The sequence below is a fragment of the Pseudodesulfovibrio aespoeensis Aspo-2 genome (assembly GCF_000176915.2).
Lineage (GTDB): Bacteria > Desulfobacterota > Desulfovibrionia > Desulfovibrionales > Desulfovibrionaceae > Pseudodesulfovibrio > Pseudodesulfovibrio aespoeensis.
Map to the genome: position 1 here is coordinate 3407977 of NC_014844.1, position 20035 is coordinate 3428011.

18 protein-coding genes are annotated in these 20035 nt (G+C 63.5%); 8 read left to right on the forward strand and 10 right to left on the reverse strand.

Going from position 1 to position 20035, the window contains the following annotated elements; translation table 11 throughout:
• The first annotated feature begins 98 nt into the window (after positions 1 to 98).
• Entirely contained in the window at positions 99 to 1520 is a 1422-nt protein-coding gene (locus tag DAES_RS15790; protein ID WP_013516043.1) for a response regulator, read from the forward strand.
• A gap of 23 nt (positions 1521 to 1543) precedes the next feature.
• Here the strand turns inward: DAES_RS15790 and DAES_RS15795 are convergent, their stop codons facing one another.
• Genes DAES_RS15795 through DAES_RS15810 form a run of 4 tightly spaced genes read right to left on the reverse strand, consistent with a single transcriptional unit; the run spans position 1544 to position 5884 of the window.
• Positions 1544 to 2734 (reverse strand): ATP-grasp domain-containing protein, encoded by a 1191-nt coding sequence (locus DAES_RS15795; protein ID WP_013516044.1) that lies wholly within the window; start codon positions 2732 to 2734, stop codon positions 1544 to 1546.
• Between the two features lies 1 nt (position 2735).
• The gene (locus DAES_RS15800) at positions 2736 to 3305 is read right to left on the reverse strand and encodes a DUF4276 family protein (RefSeq protein ID WP_013516045.1); all 570 of its coding nucleotides are present in this window, start codon (positions 3303 to 3305) and stop codon (positions 2736 to 2738) included.
• Positions 3305 to 4492 carry an AAA family ATPase gene (locus DAES_RS15805; RefSeq protein ID WP_013516046.1) on the reverse strand — a complete coding sequence of 396 codons (1188 nt, stop codon included), beginning with the start codon at positions 4490 to 4492 and terminating at the stop codon, positions 3305 to 3307. The genes DAES_RS15800 and DAES_RS15805 overlap by 1 nt, the downstream gene beginning before the upstream one ends.
• Before the next feature lie 12 nt (positions 4493 to 4504).
• Positions 4505 to 5884, reverse strand: coding sequence for a sigma-54-dependent transcriptional regulator (locus DAES_RS15810; RefSeq protein ID WP_013516047.1), 1380 nt, complete (start codon positions 5882 to 5884; stop codon positions 4505 to 4507).
• 171 nt (positions 5885 to 6055) lie between these two features.
• On the opposite strand from DAES_RS15810, the gene DAES_RS15815 reads away from it, so the two are divergent.
• The 3 genes from DAES_RS15815 to DAES_RS15825 all read left to right on the forward strand — a co-directional run bounded on the left by DAES_RS15815 (position 6056) and on the right by DAES_RS15825 (position 9666).
• On the forward strand, positions 6056 to 6637 hold the full coding sequence (locus DAES_RS15815) for a 5-formyltetrahydrofolate cyclo-ligase (RefSeq protein ID WP_013516048.1): 582 nt from the start codon (positions 6056 to 6058) through the stop codon (positions 6635 to 6637).
• Positions 6625 to 7389, forward strand: coding sequence for a polyphenol oxidase family protein (locus DAES_RS15820; RefSeq protein ID WP_013516049.1), 765 nt, complete (start codon positions 6625 to 6627; stop codon positions 7387 to 7389). Before DAES_RS15815 ends, DAES_RS15820 begins: the two co-directional genes overlap by 13 nt.
• Positions 7390 to 7698: 309 nt before the next feature.
• Positions 7699 to 9666: an alkyl/aryl-sulfatase gene (locus tag DAES_RS15825; protein WP_041271878.1), complete on the forward strand. Its 1968-nt coding sequence runs from the start codon at positions 7699 to 7701 to the stop codon at positions 9664 to 9666.
• Positions 9667 to 9747: 81 nt separating this feature from the next.
• Here DAES_RS15825 and DAES_RS15830 read toward each other — a convergent pair whose 3' ends face one another.
• Positions 9748 to 11460: an ATP-binding protein gene (locus DAES_RS15830; protein ID WP_013516051.1), complete on the reverse strand. Its 1713-nt coding sequence runs from the start codon at positions 11458 to 11460 to the stop codon at positions 9748 to 9750.
• A gap of 245 nt (positions 11461 to 11705) precedes the next feature.
• On the opposite strand from DAES_RS15830, the gene DAES_RS17835 reads away from it, so the two are divergent.
• The 3 genes from DAES_RS17835 (at position 11706) to DAES_RS15840 (ending at position 14186) form a co-directional block, all read left to right on the forward strand.
• Complete coding sequence (locus tag DAES_RS17835; protein ID WP_013516052.1) at positions 11706 to 11882, forward strand: hypothetical protein; 177 nt, start codon at positions 11706 to 11708, stop codon at positions 11880 to 11882.
• Between the two features lie 27 nt (positions 11883 to 11909).
• A complete protein-coding gene (locus tag DAES_RS15835; RefSeq protein ID WP_013516053.1) occupies positions 11910 to 13304 on the forward strand; it encodes a B12-binding domain-containing radical SAM protein in 1395 nt (464 codons plus the stop codon).
• A gap of 219 nt (positions 13305 to 13523) precedes the next feature.
• Positions 13524 to 14186 carry an SPOR domain-containing protein gene (locus tag DAES_RS15840; RefSeq protein ID WP_013516054.1) on the forward strand — a complete coding sequence of 221 codons (663 nt, stop codon included), beginning with the start codon at positions 13524 to 13526 and terminating at the stop codon, positions 14184 to 14186.
• Here DAES_RS15840 and DAES_RS15845 read toward each other — a convergent pair.
• From DAES_RS15845 to DAES_RS15865, 5 genes are all read right to left on the reverse strand, one after another.
• Positions 14173 to 14460 (reverse strand): integration host factor subunit alpha, encoded by a 288-nt coding sequence (locus tag DAES_RS15845; protein WP_013516055.1) that lies wholly within the window; start codon positions 14458 to 14460, stop codon positions 14173 to 14175. The two genes, DAES_RS15840 and DAES_RS15845, sit on opposite strands and share 14 nt — an antisense overlap.
• A gap of 29 nt (positions 14461 to 14489) precedes the next feature.
• Positions 14490 to 14915 carry an HIT family protein gene (locus DAES_RS15850; RefSeq protein WP_013516056.1) on the reverse strand — a complete coding sequence of 142 codons (426 nt, stop codon included), beginning with the start codon at positions 14913 to 14915 and terminating at the stop codon, positions 14490 to 14492.
• Between the two features lie 310 nt (positions 14916 to 15225).
• Positions 15226 to 17088 (reverse strand): polysaccharide biosynthesis protein, encoded by a 1863-nt coding sequence (locus tag DAES_RS15855; RefSeq protein WP_013516057.1) that lies wholly within the window; start codon positions 17086 to 17088, stop codon positions 15226 to 15228.
• Positions 17085 to 18233 (reverse strand): DegT/DnrJ/EryC1/StrS family aminotransferase, encoded by a 1149-nt coding sequence (locus DAES_RS15860; RefSeq protein WP_013516058.1) that lies wholly within the window; start codon positions 18231 to 18233, stop codon positions 17085 to 17087. The genes DAES_RS15855 and DAES_RS15860 overlap by 4 nt, the downstream gene beginning before the upstream one ends.
• Positions 18234 to 18242: 9 nt before the next feature.
• A complete protein-coding gene (locus tag DAES_RS15865; RefSeq protein WP_013516059.1) occupies positions 18243 to 18860 on the reverse strand; it encodes an acetyltransferase in 618 nt (205 codons plus the stop codon).
• 241 nt (positions 18861 to 19101) lie between these two features.
• Here DAES_RS15865 and DAES_RS15870 point away from each other — a divergent pair, with 241 nt between their 5' ends.
• Positions 19102 to 20028: an ACP S-malonyltransferase gene (locus DAES_RS15870; RefSeq protein ID WP_013516060.1), complete on the forward strand. Its 927-nt coding sequence runs from the start codon at positions 19102 to 19104 to the stop codon at positions 20026 to 20028.
• Positions 20029 to 20035 lie beyond the last annotated feature (7 nt).

The following is a 20035-nucleotide window of genomic DNA, read 5'->3' on the forward strand; positions in this document are numbered from 1 at the left end:
TCCACGACGAAGAAGGGTAGTATGACGATGATGTCGAAGCAATATAATTGTATGCGGCGGACCTACCGGGTATCGCGCCAAGCGGAGGACAGCGCTCGATGAACACCACCCTAGCAGACAAGGGCGACACCGAAGGACAGCAGCGGATTCTCGTGGTCGATGACTCGGTTTCTGTCCGCTATGCCATGGAAAAACACCTGACCGCCGCCGGGTTTGCCGTAACCCTGGCCGTGGACGGCGAGGACGGGCTGGGCAAGGCCGTCGAGGGCGACTTCGACCTGATCATCACCGACGTGGACATGCCCAGAATGGACGGCTTTGAGCTGTGCAAGCGACTCAAGGGCGAGTTCAAGACCTCGTCAATCCCCATCATCATCCTTTCCTCCCGCGACACGGACGAGTTCGTGGAGCAGGGATTTCGCGTGGGGGCCGACGCCTACCTGGCCAAGGGCGGCGACATCATGGAGGGCATCGAGCGCATCAAGGACATCGTCCGCGCCCGCAACTTCCTGACCGGCAGCAAGGTGCTGGTGGTGGACGATTCCTCAAGCATCCGCCTCTTCCTGCGCGTGGGCCTGACCGAGAACGGATTTGCGGTCCGAACTGCGGTCAACGGGCGCGAGGCCCTGGAGATGCTGGCCGATTTCCGGCCCGACCTGATCATTACCGACCTGATGATGCCCGAGATGGACGGTTTCGAGCTGTGCCGCGCCCTGAAGGGCTCCCAATTCTCCACCATCCCGGTCATCGTCATGTCCACCATGGGCGACAAGGCGATCATGCGCCGCCTCCTGCGCGGCGGCGCGGCCTCGTTCCTGATCAAGCCCTTTTCCGTGACCCAACTCTCGACGGTCATCGAGGAAATCTTCTCGTCCAACTTCCGGCTGCTGCTGGAGGAAAAGGAGCGGCTCCAGATGGAGCACCGGCTGACCCTCTCGGCCATCGCCAGTCTGGTCCAGGCCCTGGAGGCGCGCGACAGCCTGACTCGCGGCCACTCCGAGCGGGTGGCGCTCATTGCCGTGGGCATCGGCAGGGAGCTCGGCTTTACCCCGGCGGAGCTGGACCGACTGCTGCTCGTGGGCAGGCTCCACGACCTGGGCAAGATCGGCGTGCGCGACGACGTGCTGCTCAAGAAGGACTCCCTGAGCGACACGGAGTACGACCATGTCAAGGCCCACTCCAATGTGGTGGCCGACATCCTGCGCCCCATCGAGAGCCTGCACGACATCCTTGAGGTGACCACCTCCCACCACGAGCGGTGGGACGGCAATGGGTATCCCGACGGGCTGGCTGGCGAGGCCATCCCCCTCAAGGCGCGCATCATCTCGGTGGCCGATGTTTTTGAAGCCGTGACTGCGGAACGGCCCTACCGCGACTCCATGCCCAGGCCCGTGGCCGTGGACATCATCCGCGAGGAGCGCGGCAGACAGCTCTGCCCCACCTGCGTGGACGCCTTCATGCGCTGGTACGAGCAGACCGGCGGCGTCATCGATCTGCCCGAAGACTACCGCCAGCACTAGACGGTCCGCGCCCGCTCAGACCGCTATGCCGTGGTGATCAGCGGCGTGAAGTCCGCCCCGGTCATGGCGGCCAGCCTGTCCATGCGGTCCGAGGCCGCCTTGGCAAAGACAAAGGCAAAGACCGGGTAGGCCGTGTAGTCCATGCGCCGCAGCTCCAGCACGGTGTCGAACAGGGCCGCGAACCCGTCATAATCCACCCGCGTGATCGTTGCGCCGTCCATGGCGGACGGCAGATCGCCGATGACCATGGCGTGGACCGCGTCGCCCTCTCCGGCGGCGCTTTTGGCATCCAGAATGGCCGGCCAGTCGGGCCGGGTGTCGGCAAGGTAGCACTCGTAGGGGTTGAATCCCCAGGCATGAGCCGTGATGTCGGCCACGCACCAGCCCGCAAAGCGCAGGGGGTTGGCCTCAATGGGCAGGATCGCCCCGTCCGCGCCCACCCGCACCTCCAGATGCATGGGAAAATCATGAAACCCGCAGGCCAGGCCGATACGGCGGGCGGCCTCGGTGAACGGGCCGAGCCACGTCCGGACGATCTGCGGCGAGGTGTAGTAGAGCCGGTCCGACACGTCATCTTCCGAGGCGAAGCGGTGATGCAGGATGTTGGTAACCACAGGCTCGCCCTTGGCGTCGAAATACACGTCAATGGCGTATTCCTCGCCCTGGATGGCCGCCTCGACGATGAACTCGCCCGCGTCCACCACGCTTTCGGGATACTGGGCGTTCATGGTCGCCCGTTCGCGCTCAAGGGCCGCCGCCGTGGCGGGCCACTGGCTGTCCAAACAGACCACATGCACGCCGAGGCTGAAGAATCCGCGCGAGGGCTTGATCACGAACGGCTTGGGAAACCCTGCCGGGTCGAACGCTCCCAGCCCTTCCGCCGTCACCCGCGCAAAGCGATAGTCCGGGTACAGGCAGGCCGTGACCTCCCGAAAACGCGCCTTGTCCTTGCACACCTCGATCTGCCGGGCCAGATCGCTGCCCTCGGCAGCCGCCAGGACCAGATCAAGCGAGTTCTCGGAATTGGCCAGCACCCGCTCGCCCGCGACAATCCGCCGGGCCAGCTCCGCCTGATCGACGAAAAGCAGCCGGTCCCGCGCCGCCCTGTCGCAGACCACGGCCCGCGCTCGGTCCGTATCCAGCACAGGCTGGCCCAGCCGCGCGGCGGTCTCGCACAAATACTCCGACACATAAGGGGCGTCGAGGAGCAGCATGCTATCCTTGGGCTATGCGCCTGATTCCAGAAATGAAAGCCTGAAAGCTCCTGGACATATTGGCATTCGGCTCAAGGGATAGTTCTTGCCCGATGAGAGAAGATCCGCTCTTCTTCATGTAGTTTGGGACAAGTTTCTTCAACTCTGTGGCCGGAGACCCAAGCTTGTCCGGCTCTGAGAATTTTGCCTTGCTTTGGTTCTTGACCAATTTGGGCTTATGGAACGCAGCAGCAACAGCAGCGAGGTCCCCAATGTACCATGACTCCAATTCCCGGCAGACTATACGGATCAACGAGGCTTGCCTGCCTGACTGTTCACACAGATTGACCAGGTGCTGTTTGATCGTTTTGCAGTCGCCGCTGTCCTGGTCCCGCAGTATAACAAAAAGGTCATCTGGATAATTCCAGCTTCTGAGTTTTCTCGGAAGAGATTTTTCCAGGTGCTGCTTTCCGTCGTGGGAGATGAAAAGGTAGTCTCGTCCCTCCAGGGAGCCCGGCAAAAGGCGAGGAAGTAATCCTTTCAGACAGCGGACCATGGACTCTTCTTCGAGCATGAATATGAGCCGGGCCATCAGATATCCGTCCTGAATAAGCCTTCTTTCCAAAGATAACCGGGGAGATCTCCTTCTTCAACGAGCTTCACCAACTGCTCGATTTCCCCGGCTTTGAAAACCGTGGTGACTCCCTCGTTCTTCTCAAGCCAGAAGATGCTGGCAAGCGGGACCGCGTTGAGAAAATCCGGAGAGTGGGTTGTCACGAACACTTGCCCACCTCTCCGGGCATATTCTTCAAACTCCTCGGCAAGTTCACCAAGAAGCATCGGGTAGAGCTGGTTCTCCGGTTCTTCCACACACAGGAGCGGGTGCGGCTTTGGATCATAGAGCAACACGAGGTACGCAAACATCTTGATGGTGCCGTCGGAAACGTAGCGATCCACAAAAGGGTCGGCGAATGAGCCATCTTGAAATTTGAGGACAATTCTTCCGTCAGGCGTATCCGTCGCTTCAACATTTTTGATTCCGGGGACACGTTCGCGCATTTTGCCAAGTATGCGCGAGAATACATCAGGATGATTGTCGTAAATATGCTGTGCAACCAGCTGAAGGTTGTCGCCGGTTGTGGAAAGATGTTCGGCAACGCCTGCATCCTTGCTGCCGCGAGCATCATTTATGTGAAAATTCGAAACATGCCAGCTTTCGATCAATTGCCGGAAGGCGCTTGCGGCTTTGAACCTCTGGAACTGACCTACGCCTTTGATGGCTAAAATATCCGGGGCTTCAAGTTGCTCCCACTCGCGCTCCAGAGCTTCCTCCTCTTTGTCGAAGTCCTCCTCGTTTGTGACCGCGTAGCCTGACCCTTTGGCAAATTCCAGAAAATGGTACGGCTTGCCGTTTCTGCCTCTCTTGTATCTCAAAATTTCTCTGGTCACTTCGGGCCGGTTGAGTTCACTGTCATACCCGATCTGCAAATGATAGGTTACGAGCCTTTCCTTGCCACCAATGGGCATTCTGAATTTGATTTCGATAAGGATGGCTTCACCGCCGTGCCCTCTGGTTACGACTTCTTTAAAGCCTCCCCTTTTTTGTAAGGCTTGTCGCACATTATGTTGCAACGAGTCTTTGAGAAAGCCGATGACATCGAAAAACGTGGATTTTCCCGACCCATTCGGCCCGAGAAGAACGCAAAAGGATGGCAGGTCCTTAAAGGTGACCTTCCGAAATGCTCTGAAATTCCGGATGTGAATCTGTTCAATTTTCACTTTTGCTTCCCCTTATTTCGCCTTGCCCATCAGGTCGTATTTCTTCAATTTATATTGCAGGTTGCTCTTGGAGAGGCCGAGCATCTCGGCAGCCTTGACCTGGATGAAGTCCGCCCTGGCCAGGGCGCGCTTGACCAGAGCGCCCTCGATCTTGTCCATGGTCTCGGCCAGGTTCAGCTCGGATGGCAGCAGGTCCACCGCGCTCTTGAACTGGGCCTCCTCGTCCTTGATCTCGGGCGGCAGGTCGTCGGCGTCGATGGTGTCAGACCGGGCCAGCACCGTGCACCGCTCCACCACGTTCTCCAACTGGCGGACATTGCCCGGCCATTCGTAGGCGGTCAGGTAGTCCATGGCCGCGCCGGTGAACCCGGCGATCTCCACCTGGTTCTCCTTGGTGTACTTGTCGAGAAAGTGGGCGGCCAGCAGCGGGATGTCCTCGCGCCGCTCGCGCAGGGGGGGCAGAAAGATGGAGACCACGTTGAGCCGGTAAAAAAGATCCTCGCGGAACTCGCCGCGCGACACCGCCTCCTGGAGATTCTTGTTGGTGGCGGCCACGATGCGGATGTCCACGTCGAATGTCTCGGTGCCGCCCACGCGCTCGATCTGGTGCTCCTGAAGCACGCGCAGCAGCTTGACCTGGAGCTCGGGCGTCAGTTCGCCGATCTCGTCGAGGAACAGGGTGCCCTTGTTGGCCTGCTCGAACCGCCCCTTGCGCATGGCCATGGCCCCGGTGAACGAGCCCTTCTCGTGGCCGAACAGCTCGCTTTCGAGCACGCCGGGGCTGAGCGCCATGCAGTTGACCGTGATGAACGGCTCGTCGCGGCGCGGGGACGAGGTGTGGATGGCGCGGGCCACCAGCTCCTTGCCCGTGCCTGATTCGCCGAGGATGAGCACCGTGGAGCGGCTGGGCGCGGCCCGGTCCACCATGTCCATGACCTGCTGCATGCCCTTGCCCCGGGCAATGATGTTGCCCTTGCCGAATCGGTCGCGGATCTCGCGCTTGAGGCGGATGTTCTCCTGCTGGGTGGCGGCGAACTGCACTGCCTTGGAGATGGAGAGGAGCAGCTCCTCGTTGGCAAACGGCTTGGTGATGTAGTCAAAGGCCCCGATGCGCATGGCCTCCACCGCGGCCTCGATGGAGCCGTAGGCGGTCATGATCAGCACCGGGATGTGCGGGTAGTTCTTCTTGCAGTGTTCGAGCACGTCCTGTCCCGAGAGCTTGGGCATCTTCATGTCCGTCAGGATGATGTCCACCTCGGATTCCTCGAGGTAGGCCAGGCCCATCTCCGGATCGGGCAGGGTGGTCACGCTGTACCCCTCGTCCTCCAGGATGGATTCGAGGATGAGCAGGTAGTTCTTTTCGTCGTCAAGGACCAGGATATGGGCGGGCATGTACTCTCCGGCTTTTTTTCAAGGGATGTGGATCAGGATAAAGCAAGACGGCCCGAAAACCAAGCGGGCATTTGGACCGCCTGTCGCGGGCGCATCACGAAAAGATGTCGAGAAAGCCACATTCTTGATTCGCCGCTGGATTGTGCCCCTGGCCCGTGGTATAATGCGCGCATGAGTGACATTGACAAGAAACGGTTGCGCGGCGAGATGCTGGCCCGCCGGAGCACGCTGACCGCCGGACAGACGCGCGAGGCGGGCGAGGACGTGGCGGCCCTGATCCGCTCCCTGCCGGAGTGGCGGCAGGCGCGCGAGGTGCTGGTCTACTGGCCCATGCGCGGCGAGGTGGACGTGCGCCCCCTGGTGGAAGAGCTGTGGCAGCGCGGCTGCCGGGTGCTCCTGCCCCGCTGTCGGCCCGACGCCTACGGCGAGATGGACCTGGCCTGCGCGGCCTGCGAGGATGAGCTGTCGCCCGGTCCCTTCACCCTGATGGAGCCTGACGCAGCCAGATGCCCGGCCATCAAGTCGTGCAGCCCGGACCTGGCCCTGATCCCCGGCGTCTGCTTTGACCGGCGCGGCTACCGGCTGGGCTACGGCGGCGGCTACTACGACCGGCTGCTGGACTCCGGGACCATGGGCCGCCCCCTGCTCATCGGCATCGGCCACGCCTTCCAGCTGGTGGACGAGCTGCCGGTCCAGCCCTGGGACATGCCCGTGGACGTGGTCTGCACCGAAGAGGAATTATGGCGCCCATAGCCTTTTTTCCGTTCCCGTTCGCGGCCATCCCGAGCGTTGGCTGCGCCTTTACCTCGCGCCGCGGCGGGGTGAGCGAGCCGCCCCACGACACGGCCAATCTCTCCTTTGAGGTCGGCGACGAGCCGGACGCGGTGCGCCAGAACCGCAGGCTGCTCCACGACCGCCTGGGCCTGACCGGCTGGTGCGAATGCCGCCAGGTGCACGGCGACGTGATCCACTTCGACCCCGCCCCCGCCGCGCCCGAGGCCGAGCCGGTCCTTGAGGGCGACGGCCTGGCCACGGCCACCCCCGGCATCGGGCTGGTCATCAAGACCGCCGACTGCCAGCCCCTGCTCCTGGCCCACAACTCGGGCCGCTACGTGGCCGCCCTGCACGTGGGCTGGCGCGGCAACCGGATCAACTTCCCGGGCACGGGCGTGGCCCGCTTCTGCGCCCACTATGGCCTCTCGCCCGTTGACATCCACGCCTCGCGCGGCCCCAGCCTCGGCCCTGCCGCCGCCCAGTTCGTCAACTTCGACACCGACTTCGGCCCCGGCTTCGAGCCCTATCACGACCCGGCCAGCCGCACCGTGGACCTCTGGCGCCTGACCCGCGACCAGCTCCTGGCCGCCGGAATCCCGGCCCATCAGATATTCGGCATGAACCAGTGCACCGTGAGCCACGAGGACACCTTCTTCTCCTACCGCAAGGCCTGCGCCTCCCCCATCAAGGCCACAGGCCGACAAGCCGGAGTGATCTGGATCAAGGGGTGAGGGGAAAACCCTTCCTTGAGTCCCACCGATGAGACACAAACCCCGTTGTGTCTCATAAATCGTGATATGCGAGACACAAGCCGGGCTCTCACAGAGACAGACGGCAACCAACAACCCCATAAGCGGTTCCTGGCAAACCGCCTCCCCCCCAAGACATTCCTCCCCAAATCTGGTATGCGGCGGAAAGGTCTGCTTTTTACGGTCGCCAGCCTGGGGTTGGCGTTTGCCGTCGCGGGGTTGTTCACCAGGGGCAGGGCGGGGCGCGCCCTGAACAAAGGAGTTGGCATGCACGGGAAGCGGGTTGGATGGATGGCATTGGCTCTTGTGCTCGGGATGGCCCTCTCTCTGGTCCGGGCCGGGTACGCCACGGCGGAGGACATGCCGCCCAAGCCTGCCACGGAGCAGACGAAGCGGGTCAACGACTCCTTTTTCAAGGCATACGATTTTGCCGACATGCAAGATTTCGAGGATGCCCGACGCGGCTTCGTCGCTCCCCTGGAAAACCAGGGGGTGATCCTGAACGAGGCCGGGCAGCCTGTCTGGGACATGACCAGATATCAATTCATCCTCAATGCCGAGGCCGCCCCGGCCACGGTCAATCCCGGCCTGTGGCGGCAGATGCGCCTCGTGCTCACAGGCGGGTTGTTCAAGGTCTGCGACGGGCTGTATCAGGTCAGGAACGCGGACCTCTCGAACCTGACCGTGTTCGAGGGCGCAACCGGCATCATCGTGGCTGATCCGCTCGTGTCGGTGGAGACGGCGAGGGCCGCGCTGGAACTCTACTACAAGCACCGGGGCCGCAGGCCCGTGGTCGCGGTCATCTATTCGCACAGCCATGTGGACCACTACGGCGGCGTGAAGGGCGTTGTCTCGGAGGAGGATGTCAAGTCCGGCAAGGTGCAGATCATCGCCCCGGAAGGGTTCCTTGAGGCGGCGGTGGCCGAAAACGTGTTCGCCGGAACCGTCATGGCGCGCCGGGCCTCTTACATGTACGGAAACCTGCTGCCCCCCTCCGCCACCGGACAGGTGGGCGCGGGGCTGGGGACCACGACCTCCTCGGGAAGAATCTCGCTCATCGCGCCCACCGTGACTGTGACCAAAACCGGGCAGAAGATGCACATCGACGGGCTGGACTTTGAATTCATGCTCGCCCCCGGCTCCGAGGCGCCATCGGAGATGCACTGGTATGTCGAGCAGTTCAAGGCCGTCACTGCGGCGGAAAACTGCGTCCACACCCTGCACAACACCTATTCGCTGCGCGGGGCCAAGGTCCGCGATCCCCTGCTGTGGTCCAAGTACCTCGACGAGACCATCGCCATGTGGGGGGACAGGGCGCAGATCATGTACGGCATGCACCACTGGCCGGTGTGGGGCAATGACATCGTCGTCGCCAACCTGAAGATGGGACGGGACGGCTACCGATTCATCAACGACCAGACCCTGCGCCTCGCCAACCACGGGTTGACCCCGGAAGAGATCGCGGAACAGATCGCATTCACGGGAGAACTCGGCAAGCATTGGGCCATGCGCGGCTACTATGGCTCCATGTACCACAATGTCAGGGCTACCTATGTCCTGCATCTGGGATGGTTTGACGGCAATCCCTCCCGGCTGCACCCGCTGCCCCCGGTGGACGCCGCCAAGAAGTACGTGGAATTCATGGGCGGGGCCGACGCGGTCATGGACAAGGCCCGGAAGTCGTTTGCAGCAGGCGAGTACCGCTGGGTGGCACAGGTCATGAACCACGTCGTGTTCGCCGAGCCGGACAACGTCGAGGCGCGCCAGTTGACGGCGGACGCGCTTGAGCAGTTGGGCTACCAGTCGGAGTCCGGCCCATGGAGAAACTTCTATCTGACCGGTGCCCAGGAGCTGCGCTACGGGGTGCAAAAGCTGCCCATCCCGGTGGGCAGCAGCGACACCGCACAGGCCATGGCCCTGGACATGTTCCTGGACTACCTCGGCACCCGCATCGACAGCGCCAAGGCGGGCAACAGGCACATCGTGCTCAACATGACCTTCACGGACAAGGGCCAGACGTGCCTCCTGGAGCTTGAAAACGGGGCGCTCAGCCACAGGATGAACGCGAGCGCCACCAACGCCGACGCCACGGTCACCATCTCCCGCGCTGTCCTCGGCAAGATCGCCCTGGGCAAGACGACCCTGCCCCAGGAGACCGCGTCCGGCGAGGTTAAGATCACCGGCGACCAGACCGCGCTCGCCGACCTGTTGGCCATGCTGGACACCTACGAGTTCTGGTTCAACCTGGTCACGCCCTGAGTCGGCAAGCCGCTCGGGCAAGAAGCGGCACAAGGCTGACGGCTTTTTCGAGGCCGCCCGTGCGGATGCGATCTTTGGCCGCTATTCGATTTCCAACTCGGCCTGGGTCGGCAGTGTCAGTTGCACCATCGTGCTGCATCCCGCATGTTCGGAAACCGGCGAACGGATGGCGAGCCCTCCATGGAATATTTGCACAACCCGTTTGGCCTTGGCCAGACCGAGCCCTGTCCCGTGCGGTTTGGTGGAGAAAAAAGGATCCATCACATGGGGGAAAATTTCGGTGGAGATACCTTTCCCCGAGTCGCAGACGGTGAGTACATAGCATTTCCCGTTTGGGGCCAGGATATCCTCGGCACAAAGACGGGGCGTTTCCCATTTGCCGGAGATTGCTATGGTTATGGTGTCTTCCTCCCGGGCTTCGAGCGCATTTGTCAGGATTTCATGCAGGGCCTTTCCTACCAGGATTTCATCCAAAGGCAGTTCGGCCGCTTCAAGGGCGATGTGCCAAATGACGGCTTGCTCCGGCGGATTCACCCCGGCCATGGCGGTTGACAAGGATTTGGCGACCATGGATTCCACATTGAACGGCACCCTTGCGGCAGGGACGATGTGGATATAATCCCTGACTGAGGCAACCACCTGTTCCAATTCCATGCAGCAGCGGATAATGGTTCCAAGGTGTGCTTTTATGCTTTCGTCCTCGGGCAGCTTTCGTTTCAGCAGGTTGGCATTGCCCCCGATTCCCAGGAGCGGATTGCGGATCTGGTGGGCGATGGAGTCCGCCAGCTGCCTGAGGGACTCCTCCCGTTCCCTGTCTATCCGTCGTGCCCGCCTGGACGACTCGACTCTGAGCTCCATGCGGGCCTTCATCCGTTGCGCCTTGACGAGCAGCAATGCTGCCAACGTCACCATGCTTGCAAGGCCAGCGGCGAGCGCCTTGATCAGACTGTTGTCCGTCATGTCCGACCACGGGACAAGGGCAAGCAATTCCCATCCCGTACCCTGAATCCGATGCTCGTTGAGTAAATACCGCAAACCGCCTATTTCAATCCACCGGGCCTCCATGCTCACCCCTTGAACAACCTCAAGCCGGGCAGGGAAAGCGCCAATGTCCAGGCCCTCGCTACGGGGCACCTCTGGTCGGCTTTCTGACAGCGGAACAAAGGTGCCGTAGAGCCAATCCCTATTGCTTGAAAAAGCGATGACGCCGTTGGGATCTATTGCGATCATGACGCTTTTGGCAGCCTTCCAGGCATCCTGCAGTTCGGACATGCCGATCTTGATTGCCGCCACGCCGATGATCTTCGAGTCCAGGGTGATGGGGTACGAAAGGTGGTAGCCGGGACTGTTGGCCGCGTTTCCCATGACAAACGTGGAACCTTCCCGGCCGCTCATGGCCCATTCAAAGAAGGAGTGGCGATCAAAGCTCGTGCCGATGAGGCTGTCCGGCTGGTCGTAGTCGCTCGATGCAATGACTTGGCCCTTCCCGTTCATTGCATAGACTGCGGATGCGCCGGAGCGAACCTGAATAGCCTTGAGCAGGATGTTCACCTCAAGCCTGTCAGCGCGTTTCTCGAAGAGTCTCAGGACCGTTCTTTCCCGTGAAATGGCGAATGGCAGGTGCCGGGAGTTGTCGATGCTCGACAGAAAGATGTTTTGATAGGCCTCAAGTTGAGCCCTGGATCCGTTCTGGGCAATATCGATCTGACGCTTCATGGAGATGGAATAGGTTGTCAAAACCACCGCCGCCACCGCCATGAAGCTGAGCATACTGAATAGGACGACACGTTTCATGATTGTTCCCCGGCAACGTTGCAGCCCCGGCGGGGCAGTCGAGAGGCGCAAATAATACAGACACCTTTCATGGTACAGGATATTCATGGGAGCGCAATGATTTGGCCTCGGTTTTCGACGAGGGTCCGCAACCAGCCAAGACCAACTCTTCGGCAACGAAGCCTGTCCGGGGCCAATCCCGCTGAATTGATGCAGCCGCCCCCTCTCCCCAAGACATTCCTCTTCAAATCCGGTACACACTGCGCATGGGCATACTTTTCAAGATCATCGTCATCCTGGGGTTGGTGTTTCTCATCGCCGGGCTGTTCACCAGGGGCAAGGCAGAGCGGGCGGCGCGGCGCAACCGGACCACCAACGTGCTGCTGGGGGTGCTCATCACCATGCTGGCCCTCTCCATCGTCATAGGACTCGTCAACCGGTAGTGCGGTGACAGGAGCAGCGAGCGGACAATGACCCGGCCCGCATATCCAAATCTGGCATGGTCCGGGGGCGAACCGGGCGCGGTGCGCGTCCTGGGCATCAATCCGTGGATCACGGATTTCGCGGCCTTCAACCTGTGGTCCAGGCCCGTGGGACTGCTCGCCTGCCTGTCCATGGTCCGCGACGCGGGCGCGTCCATAGCCCTCATGGATTGCCTGGACCCCACCTGGGAGGGCGTGCGCTGGCCCAGGCCGGGCCGGTACGGCACCGGCCACTATCCCAAGCAGGAGTTGGAACCGCCCAAGGCCCTGGCCTTCACGGGCCGCCGCTACAGCCGCTACGGCCTGGACCGCGACATGGTACGCGAGGCCCTGGCCCAGCTCGATCCCGCGCCCGACGCGGTCATGGTCTCGTCGGTCATGACCTACTGGTATCCCGGCGCCATCAACGCCCTGGACCTGGCCCGCGAGCTGTGGCCCGACGCGGTGCGCATCCTGGGCGGTCCCTACGCCACCCTGTGCGCGGACCACGCCCAACGCCACGCCCGGCCCGACCTGCTCGTGCGCGGCTCGCTGGAAACGCCGGAGAACTGGGCGCAATTGTGGGCGGCTCTGGGCCGCATCGCGCCGCCCCTGCCGGAACGCGCCGGGCTGAACCTCGCCCTTGATCTCTACAATGATCCCGGCTACGCCCCGGTCCTCGGCTCCCGCGGCTGTCCCTTTTCCTGCGACTATTGCGCCAGCCGCGCCCTGTATCCGGGATTCACCCAGTCCGGACCCGGCCCCATTCTGGCTTTGATGGAGGCGGAGCAGGCGCGCGGGGTGCGCGACTTCGCCTTCTACGACGACGCCCTGCTGGTGGCCCCGGACCGCTGGCTGTGGCCGGTGCTCGACGCGGTGAGCGACCGCTGGCCCCAGGTGCGGCTGCACACGCCCAACGCCATGCATGTGCGCAGGCTGACGCCCGACGCCTGTGGCCGCCTGAAACGCGGCGGCCTGACCACCGTGCGCCTGGGTCTGGAAACCACGGATTTCGACCTTCGCCACGATGTCAAGCTGACCCGGCGCGAGTGGGAGGACGGGGCCAGAAACCTCGTGGACGCGGGCTTTGATCTGGCCGACATCGGCGTCTATATCCTCTTCGGCCTGCCCGGCCAGGACCTGGCCCGCGTGGAGGAGGCGGTGCGCCATGTGCGCGGATTCGGCTTCAGGCCGCATCTGGCCCACTACACGCCCATCCCAGGCAGCCCCATGTTCGAGGCCGCGCGCCAGGCCAGCCCCTATCCCATCGCCGAGGAGCCGCTCTTCCAGAACAACTCCATCTGGCCGTGCGTGCCCGGCGGATTCGACTGGGATCAGGCCGCCCGCTGGAAGGCGCTGCTCCAGGGGCTGCCCGCACCCGGCCACGGCACTGCCGCTGATTGACGCCAGCCCCGGCCACGCCCGCTCCCGACCGACACCAGCCCCGCGCCGACACCAGCCCCGCGCCGACACGATCCAGCCAGCAAGGTCAGGCCGAGACCTCGCCTGGAACGCCTTGCCAACCCGCACCAGCCGGGACATTTTAGATTTATTCTAGACTTTACGCCACACCGTGTGCTACTTGCAGAAGCACGAAAAGACCAACGCAAGGGGGCGAAGCATATGAAAATTCACGGAAAATCAGGGCTGCTAATCGCGGCGGCCTACCTGATCGCAACTTTGGCACTCGGCGGCTGCGCCCGCCAGCACATTGTCTCGTCGCCGCCCGCCCAGCGCCCGGCAGACCGCGCCATGCCCACGCCCGCGCCAGGACCGGCGGAAACGGCGGAAACGGCAGGCGCAACCGCCAGCAGGTCCGCCGATGAACAATGGCAGGGCAGCGAGGGGGTCTCTGTGGTGGACGCCCCGGCGACCGGGGAATCCAAGGCCGTGTTTGAGGATGACCTGGACGAGGAACCGGGCTGGGTCAAGGCCACCTCGCCCGCGACCACGGCACCGCCAGAAGCGGCGCAGCCCGCTGCGGCAGCATCGGCCAGCACGGAACCAGCCCAGTCAGCGGCAATTGCCCCGGACGCGGCCACAGTGGCCATGACCCAAGGCGGGAAATATTACGTGCAGGTGGGGGCGTTCTCTGATCTGGAAAACGCGAACCGAGCCCTCGCACGCCTCATTAAAGAGGGGTACAAGGGCTCGAAACTGGACGCGACCGCTGACGGGATCTACCGCGTTCAGGCCGGCGCATTTGCCGACCCTGTCGAGGCAGGGGCGGCTCTGGACCAGCTGCGGGCGGAATACCCCAAGGGCTTCGTGCTTAAGACGGATTGAGCTCGGAGCGAAACTTGCGGGACAGCCGGAACACGACCACCTTGCGCGGGGGCAGGGTGATGGTCTGGCTGGTCTGGGGGTTGCGCCCCTTGCGCGCCCGCTTGTCGTAAGCCTCGAACTTGCCGAACCCGCTGACGAGCAGGGCATGGTCCTTCTTGATCGAGGTCTTCATGATTTCGAGGATCGTCTCGACCAGATCCTTGATCTCGGCGCGGTTGCTCTCGGTGCGCTCGTAGATGTAGTCAACGATGCCGGCTTTGGTGAGGGTGCTCATTGATCGCCTCCAAAAATGGGTTTCAAAGCTTATTTCAGCAGGCCGGCGATGATTTTCGCCAACCCGCTCATCTCGTCGGAACTCTCGTAACCCGACTGGGGCCACAGGGTCAGCCCGTCGCCCGCGTGTCTCGGAATGAGATGAAAATGCGCATGGTGGACCACCTGGCCCGCCGCCTCGAAATTGTTCTGCATCAGGTTGAGGCCGTCGGCTGCCGTGGCCTCCATCACCGCCTTCCCGACCCTGGACAGGGTGGCGGTCAGGTCCGCGCCCAGCTCGGCTGGGATATCCATGAGCGTGGCATAATGGCCCTTGGGCATGACCAGGACGTGGCCCGGATGCACGGGCGCAATGTCCAGAAAGGCAAGGCAATGCTCGGTCTCAAAGACCTTGGCACAGGGGATGGCCCCTGCCACGATCTTGCAGAAGATGCAGTCCTTGTCCCTTGGCGTCATCTCTTTCCTCGCCCGTAGGGGCCGTTTTTCGCGGCCAGCCGGGGATTTTCCAGGTTTCTCCGATGTTCCGGGCGGTTGGTGACGCCAGGCGACACTGGTCAACAGCGGGCAACATCGGGGGCCATTATCATGCCTAACACCACTAGTAACCGTGAAATTCATTTAAATCAAGTCGGTTGACCGGATTTTCTCGAATATTCCACACAGACGGCACCCTGAAAAGTCTAGATATCGTCTTGAAAATCGGACAGTTGCCCGGTTTTCATCCGGCCCCGTCGTGACAATGTTAGAATTTATCACATAAAATAAGCTAGTTACCCTCAGGGGTGTATTCCGGCACGAGCCGCTTGAGGCTGGCGCGGATGGCCTGGCCGTCGTGGGCGTCCGCTGCGCGCGACAGGGCCGCTATCTCACGGTCCAGGTCCTCGACACGGACCGGGGTGTCGCTGCCCACCACCAGGATCTTGCGGTGCTCGGTGCGCACGATGCCCTCGCCCTCGGTGATCAGCTCCTCAAAGAGTTTCTCCCCCTCGCGCAGGCCGGTGAACACGATCTCCACATCCACGCCCGGTTCCTTGCCAGAGAGGCGGATAAGGTCGTGGGCCATGTCCGCGATGCGCACCGGCACGCCCATGTCGAGGACAAACACCTCGCCGCCGGTCCCGGCCTCGCCCATGCTGCCCGCCTGAAGAATGAGCTGGGTGGCCTCTGAAATGCTCATGAAGTAGCGGGTCACGTCCGGATGGGTCACGGTGACCGGTCCGCCCGCCGCTATCTGCCGCCGAAACAGCGGGACCACCGAGCCGCTGGAGCCGACCACGTTGCCAAAACGCACGGCCATGAACCGGGTGCCCTGGCCGGACATGGACTGCATCAGCAGCTCGGTCACGCGCTTGCTCGCGCCCATGACATTGGTGGGCCGCACCGCCTTGTCCGTGGACACGACCACGAACCGCTCCACCCCGGCGGTCACGGCGGCCCGCATTACCGCGCGCGAGCCCTCGATGTTGTTGCGCACGGCCTGCCACGGGTTGCGCTCCAGCATGGGCACGTGCTTGTAGGCCGCAGCGTGGAAGACCGTGGACGGCCTGTGGGTCTGGAAGGTGCGGTCCATGAGCGGCCTGTCCGCCACCGAGCCGAGCACGGTGGTGCAGTCGGCAAAGCCCAGGCTGTTGCGCAGCTCCATCTCGATCTCGTAGAGATTGAACTCCCCGGCGTCGACCAGCACGAGGTGACGCGGACGAAAGCGCACGATCTGGCGGCACAGCTCTGAGCCGATGGACCCGCCGCACCCGGTGACCAGCACGGTCTGGCCGGTCAGGTACTGCTCGATGCGCTCGGTGTCGAGGCTCACGGGCGAGCGGCCCAGCAGGTCGAGATAATCGATGTCACGCAGGGTCTTGATGCCCACCTTGCCGTCGATGATCTCGGTCATGGCGGGCAGGATCTTGTAGGGCACGCCCGTATCCTTGCAGATGTCCACCATGCGCCGCATCTCTTCGCCAGAGGCCTCGGACACGGCGATGAAGATTTCGTCCACCCCAAGCCGATCCGCCACGGTGCCCATGACCTCCACTTGGCCGAGCACGGGCCTGCCGTGGATGGTCCGCCCTTTGAGGCCGGGGTCGTCGTCCAGGAAGCCCACGAGGTTGTAATGGGCCGGGTTGGCCGTCAGTTCGCGGCTGATCTTTTCGGCAGACGCGCCAGCGCCGACCATGAGCACGTTCCTCCTGCCCGGCGCGGAACCGGTCAGGACCACGGTCCGGGTGTAGAAGGCGCGGATCGTGAGCCGCAGGCCGCTGCACAGGACCAGGGTCAGCACCCAGTCGATGACAAAGATGGAGCGCGGCACGCCGATGAAGGAGAAGCGGAAGCCCACGAAAGATACGAGGATCAGGCTCTGGAGGGCCGTGACCCGCAGCAGCTTCCAGTAGTCGTCGAGGCTGGTATAGCGCCACATGCCGCGATACAGCCCGAAAAGGAGAAAGAGCGCGCCCTTGAAGACCAGCACGTACTTGAGCAGCCCCACGTACTGGGCCGAAAAGGGTCGCGGCACCTCGAAATCGAAACGGAAAAGATAGGCCAGATGCAGGGCCAGGGCAAAGATGGCCAGGTCCGCCAGGAGCATGGCGTAAAAGTTGAAGTTGCGAAAATTGGGCAGGTTCAGCCTCATCGCTTCCGCTCCCTGCCTGCCATGCCCGAAATAACACGGGCCACGCGCGTCAGGTCCGCCTCGGTCAGGGCCGTGCCCGAAGGCAGGCACAGGCCGCGCAGGAACAGATCCTCGCTCACCTGGCCGCCGGTGCACGGGACATCCCTGAACACGGGTTGCAGATGCATGGGCTTCCAGACCGGGCGCGACTCGATGTTCTCCGCCTCCAGGGCCAGCCGCACGTCCTCGGGCGCGGCCCCGAACGCGGCCTCGTCCAGGAGCATCACGGTCAGCCAGCGGTTGCCCTGGCCATAGGCGGCCTCTGGCATGAACGAGACGCCCGGCAGATGCGAGAGCGCCTCGCGGTACCAGTCGAAGATACCCCTGCGCCGGGCCACGAAGGTTTCGAGCATGGCGAGCTGGCCCAGGCCGATGGCCGCGGCCACGTTGCTCATGCGGTAGTTGTAGCCGATGGTGGTGTGCTCATAGTGCGGGGCCGGATCGCGCGCCTGCTGCGAGAGCCGGCGGGCCTCGGTTATGAACGCCTTGTCGTCGCTGGACAGCAGCCCGCCGCCGCCCGTGGTGATGATCTTGTTGCCGTTGAAAGAATAGGCCGAGGCAACCCCCCGACATCCGGCGTGGCGTCCCTTGTAGGTGGCGCCCACGGACTCGGCGGCGTCCACGAACAGCGGCACGTCGAGCGGATCACACACGGCCAAAAGGGCGTCATAGTCCGCGCACTGGCCGTAGAGATCGGTGGGGACCACGGCGGCCACGCGGCGCCCCTGCGCCCGGATGGCGGCCACGGCATCGGCCAGCAGGGCCGGGTCCATGGTCCAGGTGGCCGCGTCGCAGTCCACGAAATGGAGGTCAGCGCCCAGGAAGGTGGCCGGGGAGATGGAGCCGATGAAGGTCAGGGTGGAGGCCACCACCACGTCGCCTGGGCCGACCCCGAGCAGGCGCAGCCCCAGATGGATGGCCGCCGTGCCGCTGGACACGGCCACACAATGGGCATGGCCGGTCAGCCTGGAGCACCCGGCCTCGAACTCGGCCAGCTGCGGCCCCAGGGGCGCGATGAAGTTGGACTCGAACGCCTGATGCACGAAACCGAGTTCCGAACCGCCCATGTGGGGCGGGGAGAGATATATTCTGTCGTTGGTCGCCATAGTGTCCTGCTAGGTTCTTTCGCGGGCCGGAACGCCGACCACGGATCTGCCTGCGCCCACGTCGCGGATGACCGCGGCTCCGGCACCCACCACGACCCACTGGCCCAAGGTCACGCCCGGAATGACGCACGCGCCAATGCCGATGAACGCGCCATTGCCCACGGTCACCCCGCCCGCCAGGTTCACGCCCGGCGCGATGTGCACGTGATCGCCCAGCACGCAGTGGTGGTCCACGGTGCAGCCGGTGTTGAGAATGGTGTTGCGCCCGATGGTCGCGCCCGGATTGACCACCACGCCCGCACAGACCATGCAGCCCGGCCCCATGGCCACACCCGGCGCAATGACCGCCGAGGGATGGATGGCCGACACCAGGGTCTCGCCCTGGGCTGTCAGCCTCTCGGCCACCTCCATGCGCACCCGGTTGTCGCCGATGGCCACCACCACCCCGTCATGCGCGATGGTCGCGATGGCGGCTTCATCCCCCAAGCGGGGCAAACCCACAAGATCGACCTGACCCGGCGGGGGTTCCGGGGCGATATAGCCGAGGACGGACACGCCCGCGCACGCCGCAAGAATGTCGGCCACAACAGAGGCATGTCCGCCGCCGCCGAGAATCAACACTTTCATGGCTGTCGCCGTTGCGTCCTGCGGGCACGCTGGATTGTCTTGATTTTCAAAGGTGTATCCATCCCCATCTCCTACCCCGTTGTGATTTTTACTGTCAACCCACAGCGTCACACCGCTTTCTGGAACAGGCCCGCCTTGACGCGTCTTGCCTGGCCGGGATATCCCGGTTGCCAGCGGATGATCCGGTCGACCCAGCCAGTTGGGCATGCGGGTCACCCTCGTCCACCACAAGGAGACGACAATGAACAGGACAGCGATACTTTTTCCGGGGCAGGGCTCCCAGGAGCAGGGCATGGGCCGCGATGTGGCCGAGAGCCGCGACGAGGCCATGGACCTGTGGCTTTTTGCCGAGCGGGAGTCCGGGCTTCCACTGCGTGAAATCTACTGGGACGGCGGCAGTGGCGACATGGCCGACACCCGCGCCCTGCAACCGGCCCTGACCGTGGTCAACCTCTCCCTGTGGCTGGCCGCCAGGGACCGGCTGACCCCGGTGGCCGCAGCCGGGCACAGCCTGGGCGAATTCGCGGCCCTGGCTGCCAGCGGCGCGCTGGACGGACGCGACGCCATCCGGGCCGTCTGCCTGCGCGGCAGGCTCATGGCCGAGGCCGGGGGCGAGGGCCACGGCATGGCCGCCGTGGTCAAGCTCGACCAGACCGAGGTGGAGCGGATCGTGGACCAGGCCGCCAGCGACACGGGCCGGGAGCTGCGCATCGCCAACTACAATTCGCCCGGCCAGTTCGTCATCAGCGGCGAGCGCGAGCCGCTGGAGGCCGCGGCCGCGCTGGTCAAAGAGGCCAAGGGACGGGCCATCCCCTTGGCCGTGTCCGGCGCGTTCCACAGCCCGCTCATCCGCGAGGCCGCCGACGAGTTCGCCGCCTTTCTGGCCGGACTGACCTGGAAAAGCCCGACCTTTCTGGTTCACCACAACGCCACGGCCCTGCCCGAGCCGGACCCGGCAGGCATCGCCCTGGTCATGCAGCGGCAGATGACATCCTCGGTCCTCTGGATCCAGACCATCCAAACCATGTGGCTGGCCGGGGTGCGCCACTTTGCCGAGGTCGGCCCCAAGAACGTCCTGACCAAGCTGCTCGCGCCCAATCTCAAGGACATGACCGAGGCATGGACCTCGACCACCATCGGCAGCCTGGAACAGGCCGCATCCCTGTGAGCCGGGA

Coding starts and splice junctions, on each gene's coding strand:
- DAES_RS15790 (WP_013516043.1), top strand. CDS start 99: ATGAACACCACCCTAGCAGACAAGGGCGACACCGAAGGACAGCAGCGG.
- DAES_RS15795 (WP_013516044.1), bottom strand. CDS start 2,734: ATGCTGCTCCTCGACGCCCCTTATGTGTCGGAGTATTTGTGCGAGACC.
- DAES_RS15800 (WP_013516045.1), bottom strand. CDS start 3,305: ATGGCCCGGCTCATATTCATGCTCGAAGAAGAGTCCATGGTCCGCTGT.
- DAES_RS15810 (WP_013516047.1), bottom strand. CDS start 5,884: ATGCCCGCCCATATCCTGGTCCTTGACGACGAAAAGAACTACCTGCTC.
- DAES_RS15815 (WP_013516048.1), top strand. CDS start 6,056: ATGAGTGACATTGACAAGAAACGGTTGCGCGGCGAGATGCTGGCCCGC.
- DAES_RS15820 (WP_013516049.1), top strand. CDS start 6,625: ATGGCGCCCATAGCCTTTTTTCCGTTCCCGTTCGCGGCCATCCCGAGC.
- DAES_RS15825 (WP_041271878.1), top strand. CDS start 7,699: ATGGCATTGGCTCTTGTGCTCGGGATGGCCCTCTCTCTGGTCCGGGCC.
- DAES_RS15830 (WP_013516051.1), bottom strand. CDS start 11,460: ATGAAACGTGTCGTCCTATTCAGTATGCTCAGCTTCATGGCGGTGGCG.
- DAES_RS17835 (WP_013516052.1), top strand. CDS start 11,706: ATGGGCATACTTTTCAAGATCATCGTCATCCTGGGGTTGGTGTTTCTC.
- DAES_RS15835 (WP_013516053.1), top strand. CDS start 11,910: ATGACCCGGCCCGCATATCCAAATCTGGCATGGTCCGGGGGCGAACCG.
- DAES_RS15840 (WP_013516054.1), top strand. CDS start 13,524: ATGAAAATTCACGGAAAATCAGGGCTGCTAATCGCGGCGGCCTACCTG.
- DAES_RS15845 (WP_013516055.1), bottom strand. CDS start 14,460: ATGAGCACCCTCACCAAAGCCGGCATCGTTGACTACATCTACGAGCGC.
- DAES_RS15850 (WP_013516056.1), bottom strand. CDS start 14,915: ATGACGCCAAGGGACAAGGACTGCATCTTCTGCAAGATCGTGGCAGGG.
- DAES_RS15855 (WP_013516057.1), bottom strand. CDS start 17,088: ATGAGGCTGAACCTGCCCAATTTTCGCAACTTCAACTTTTACGCCATG.
- DAES_RS15860 (WP_013516058.1), bottom strand. CDS start 18,233: ATGGCGACCAACGACAGAATATATCTCTCCCCGCCCCACATGGGCGGT.
- DAES_RS15865 (WP_013516059.1), bottom strand. CDS start 18,860: ATGAAAGTGTTGATTCTCGGCGGCGGCGGACATGCCTCTGTTGTGGCC.
- DAES_RS15870 (WP_013516060.1), top strand. CDS start 19,102: ATGAACAGGACAGCGATACTTTTTCCGGGGCAGGGCTCCCAGGAGCAG.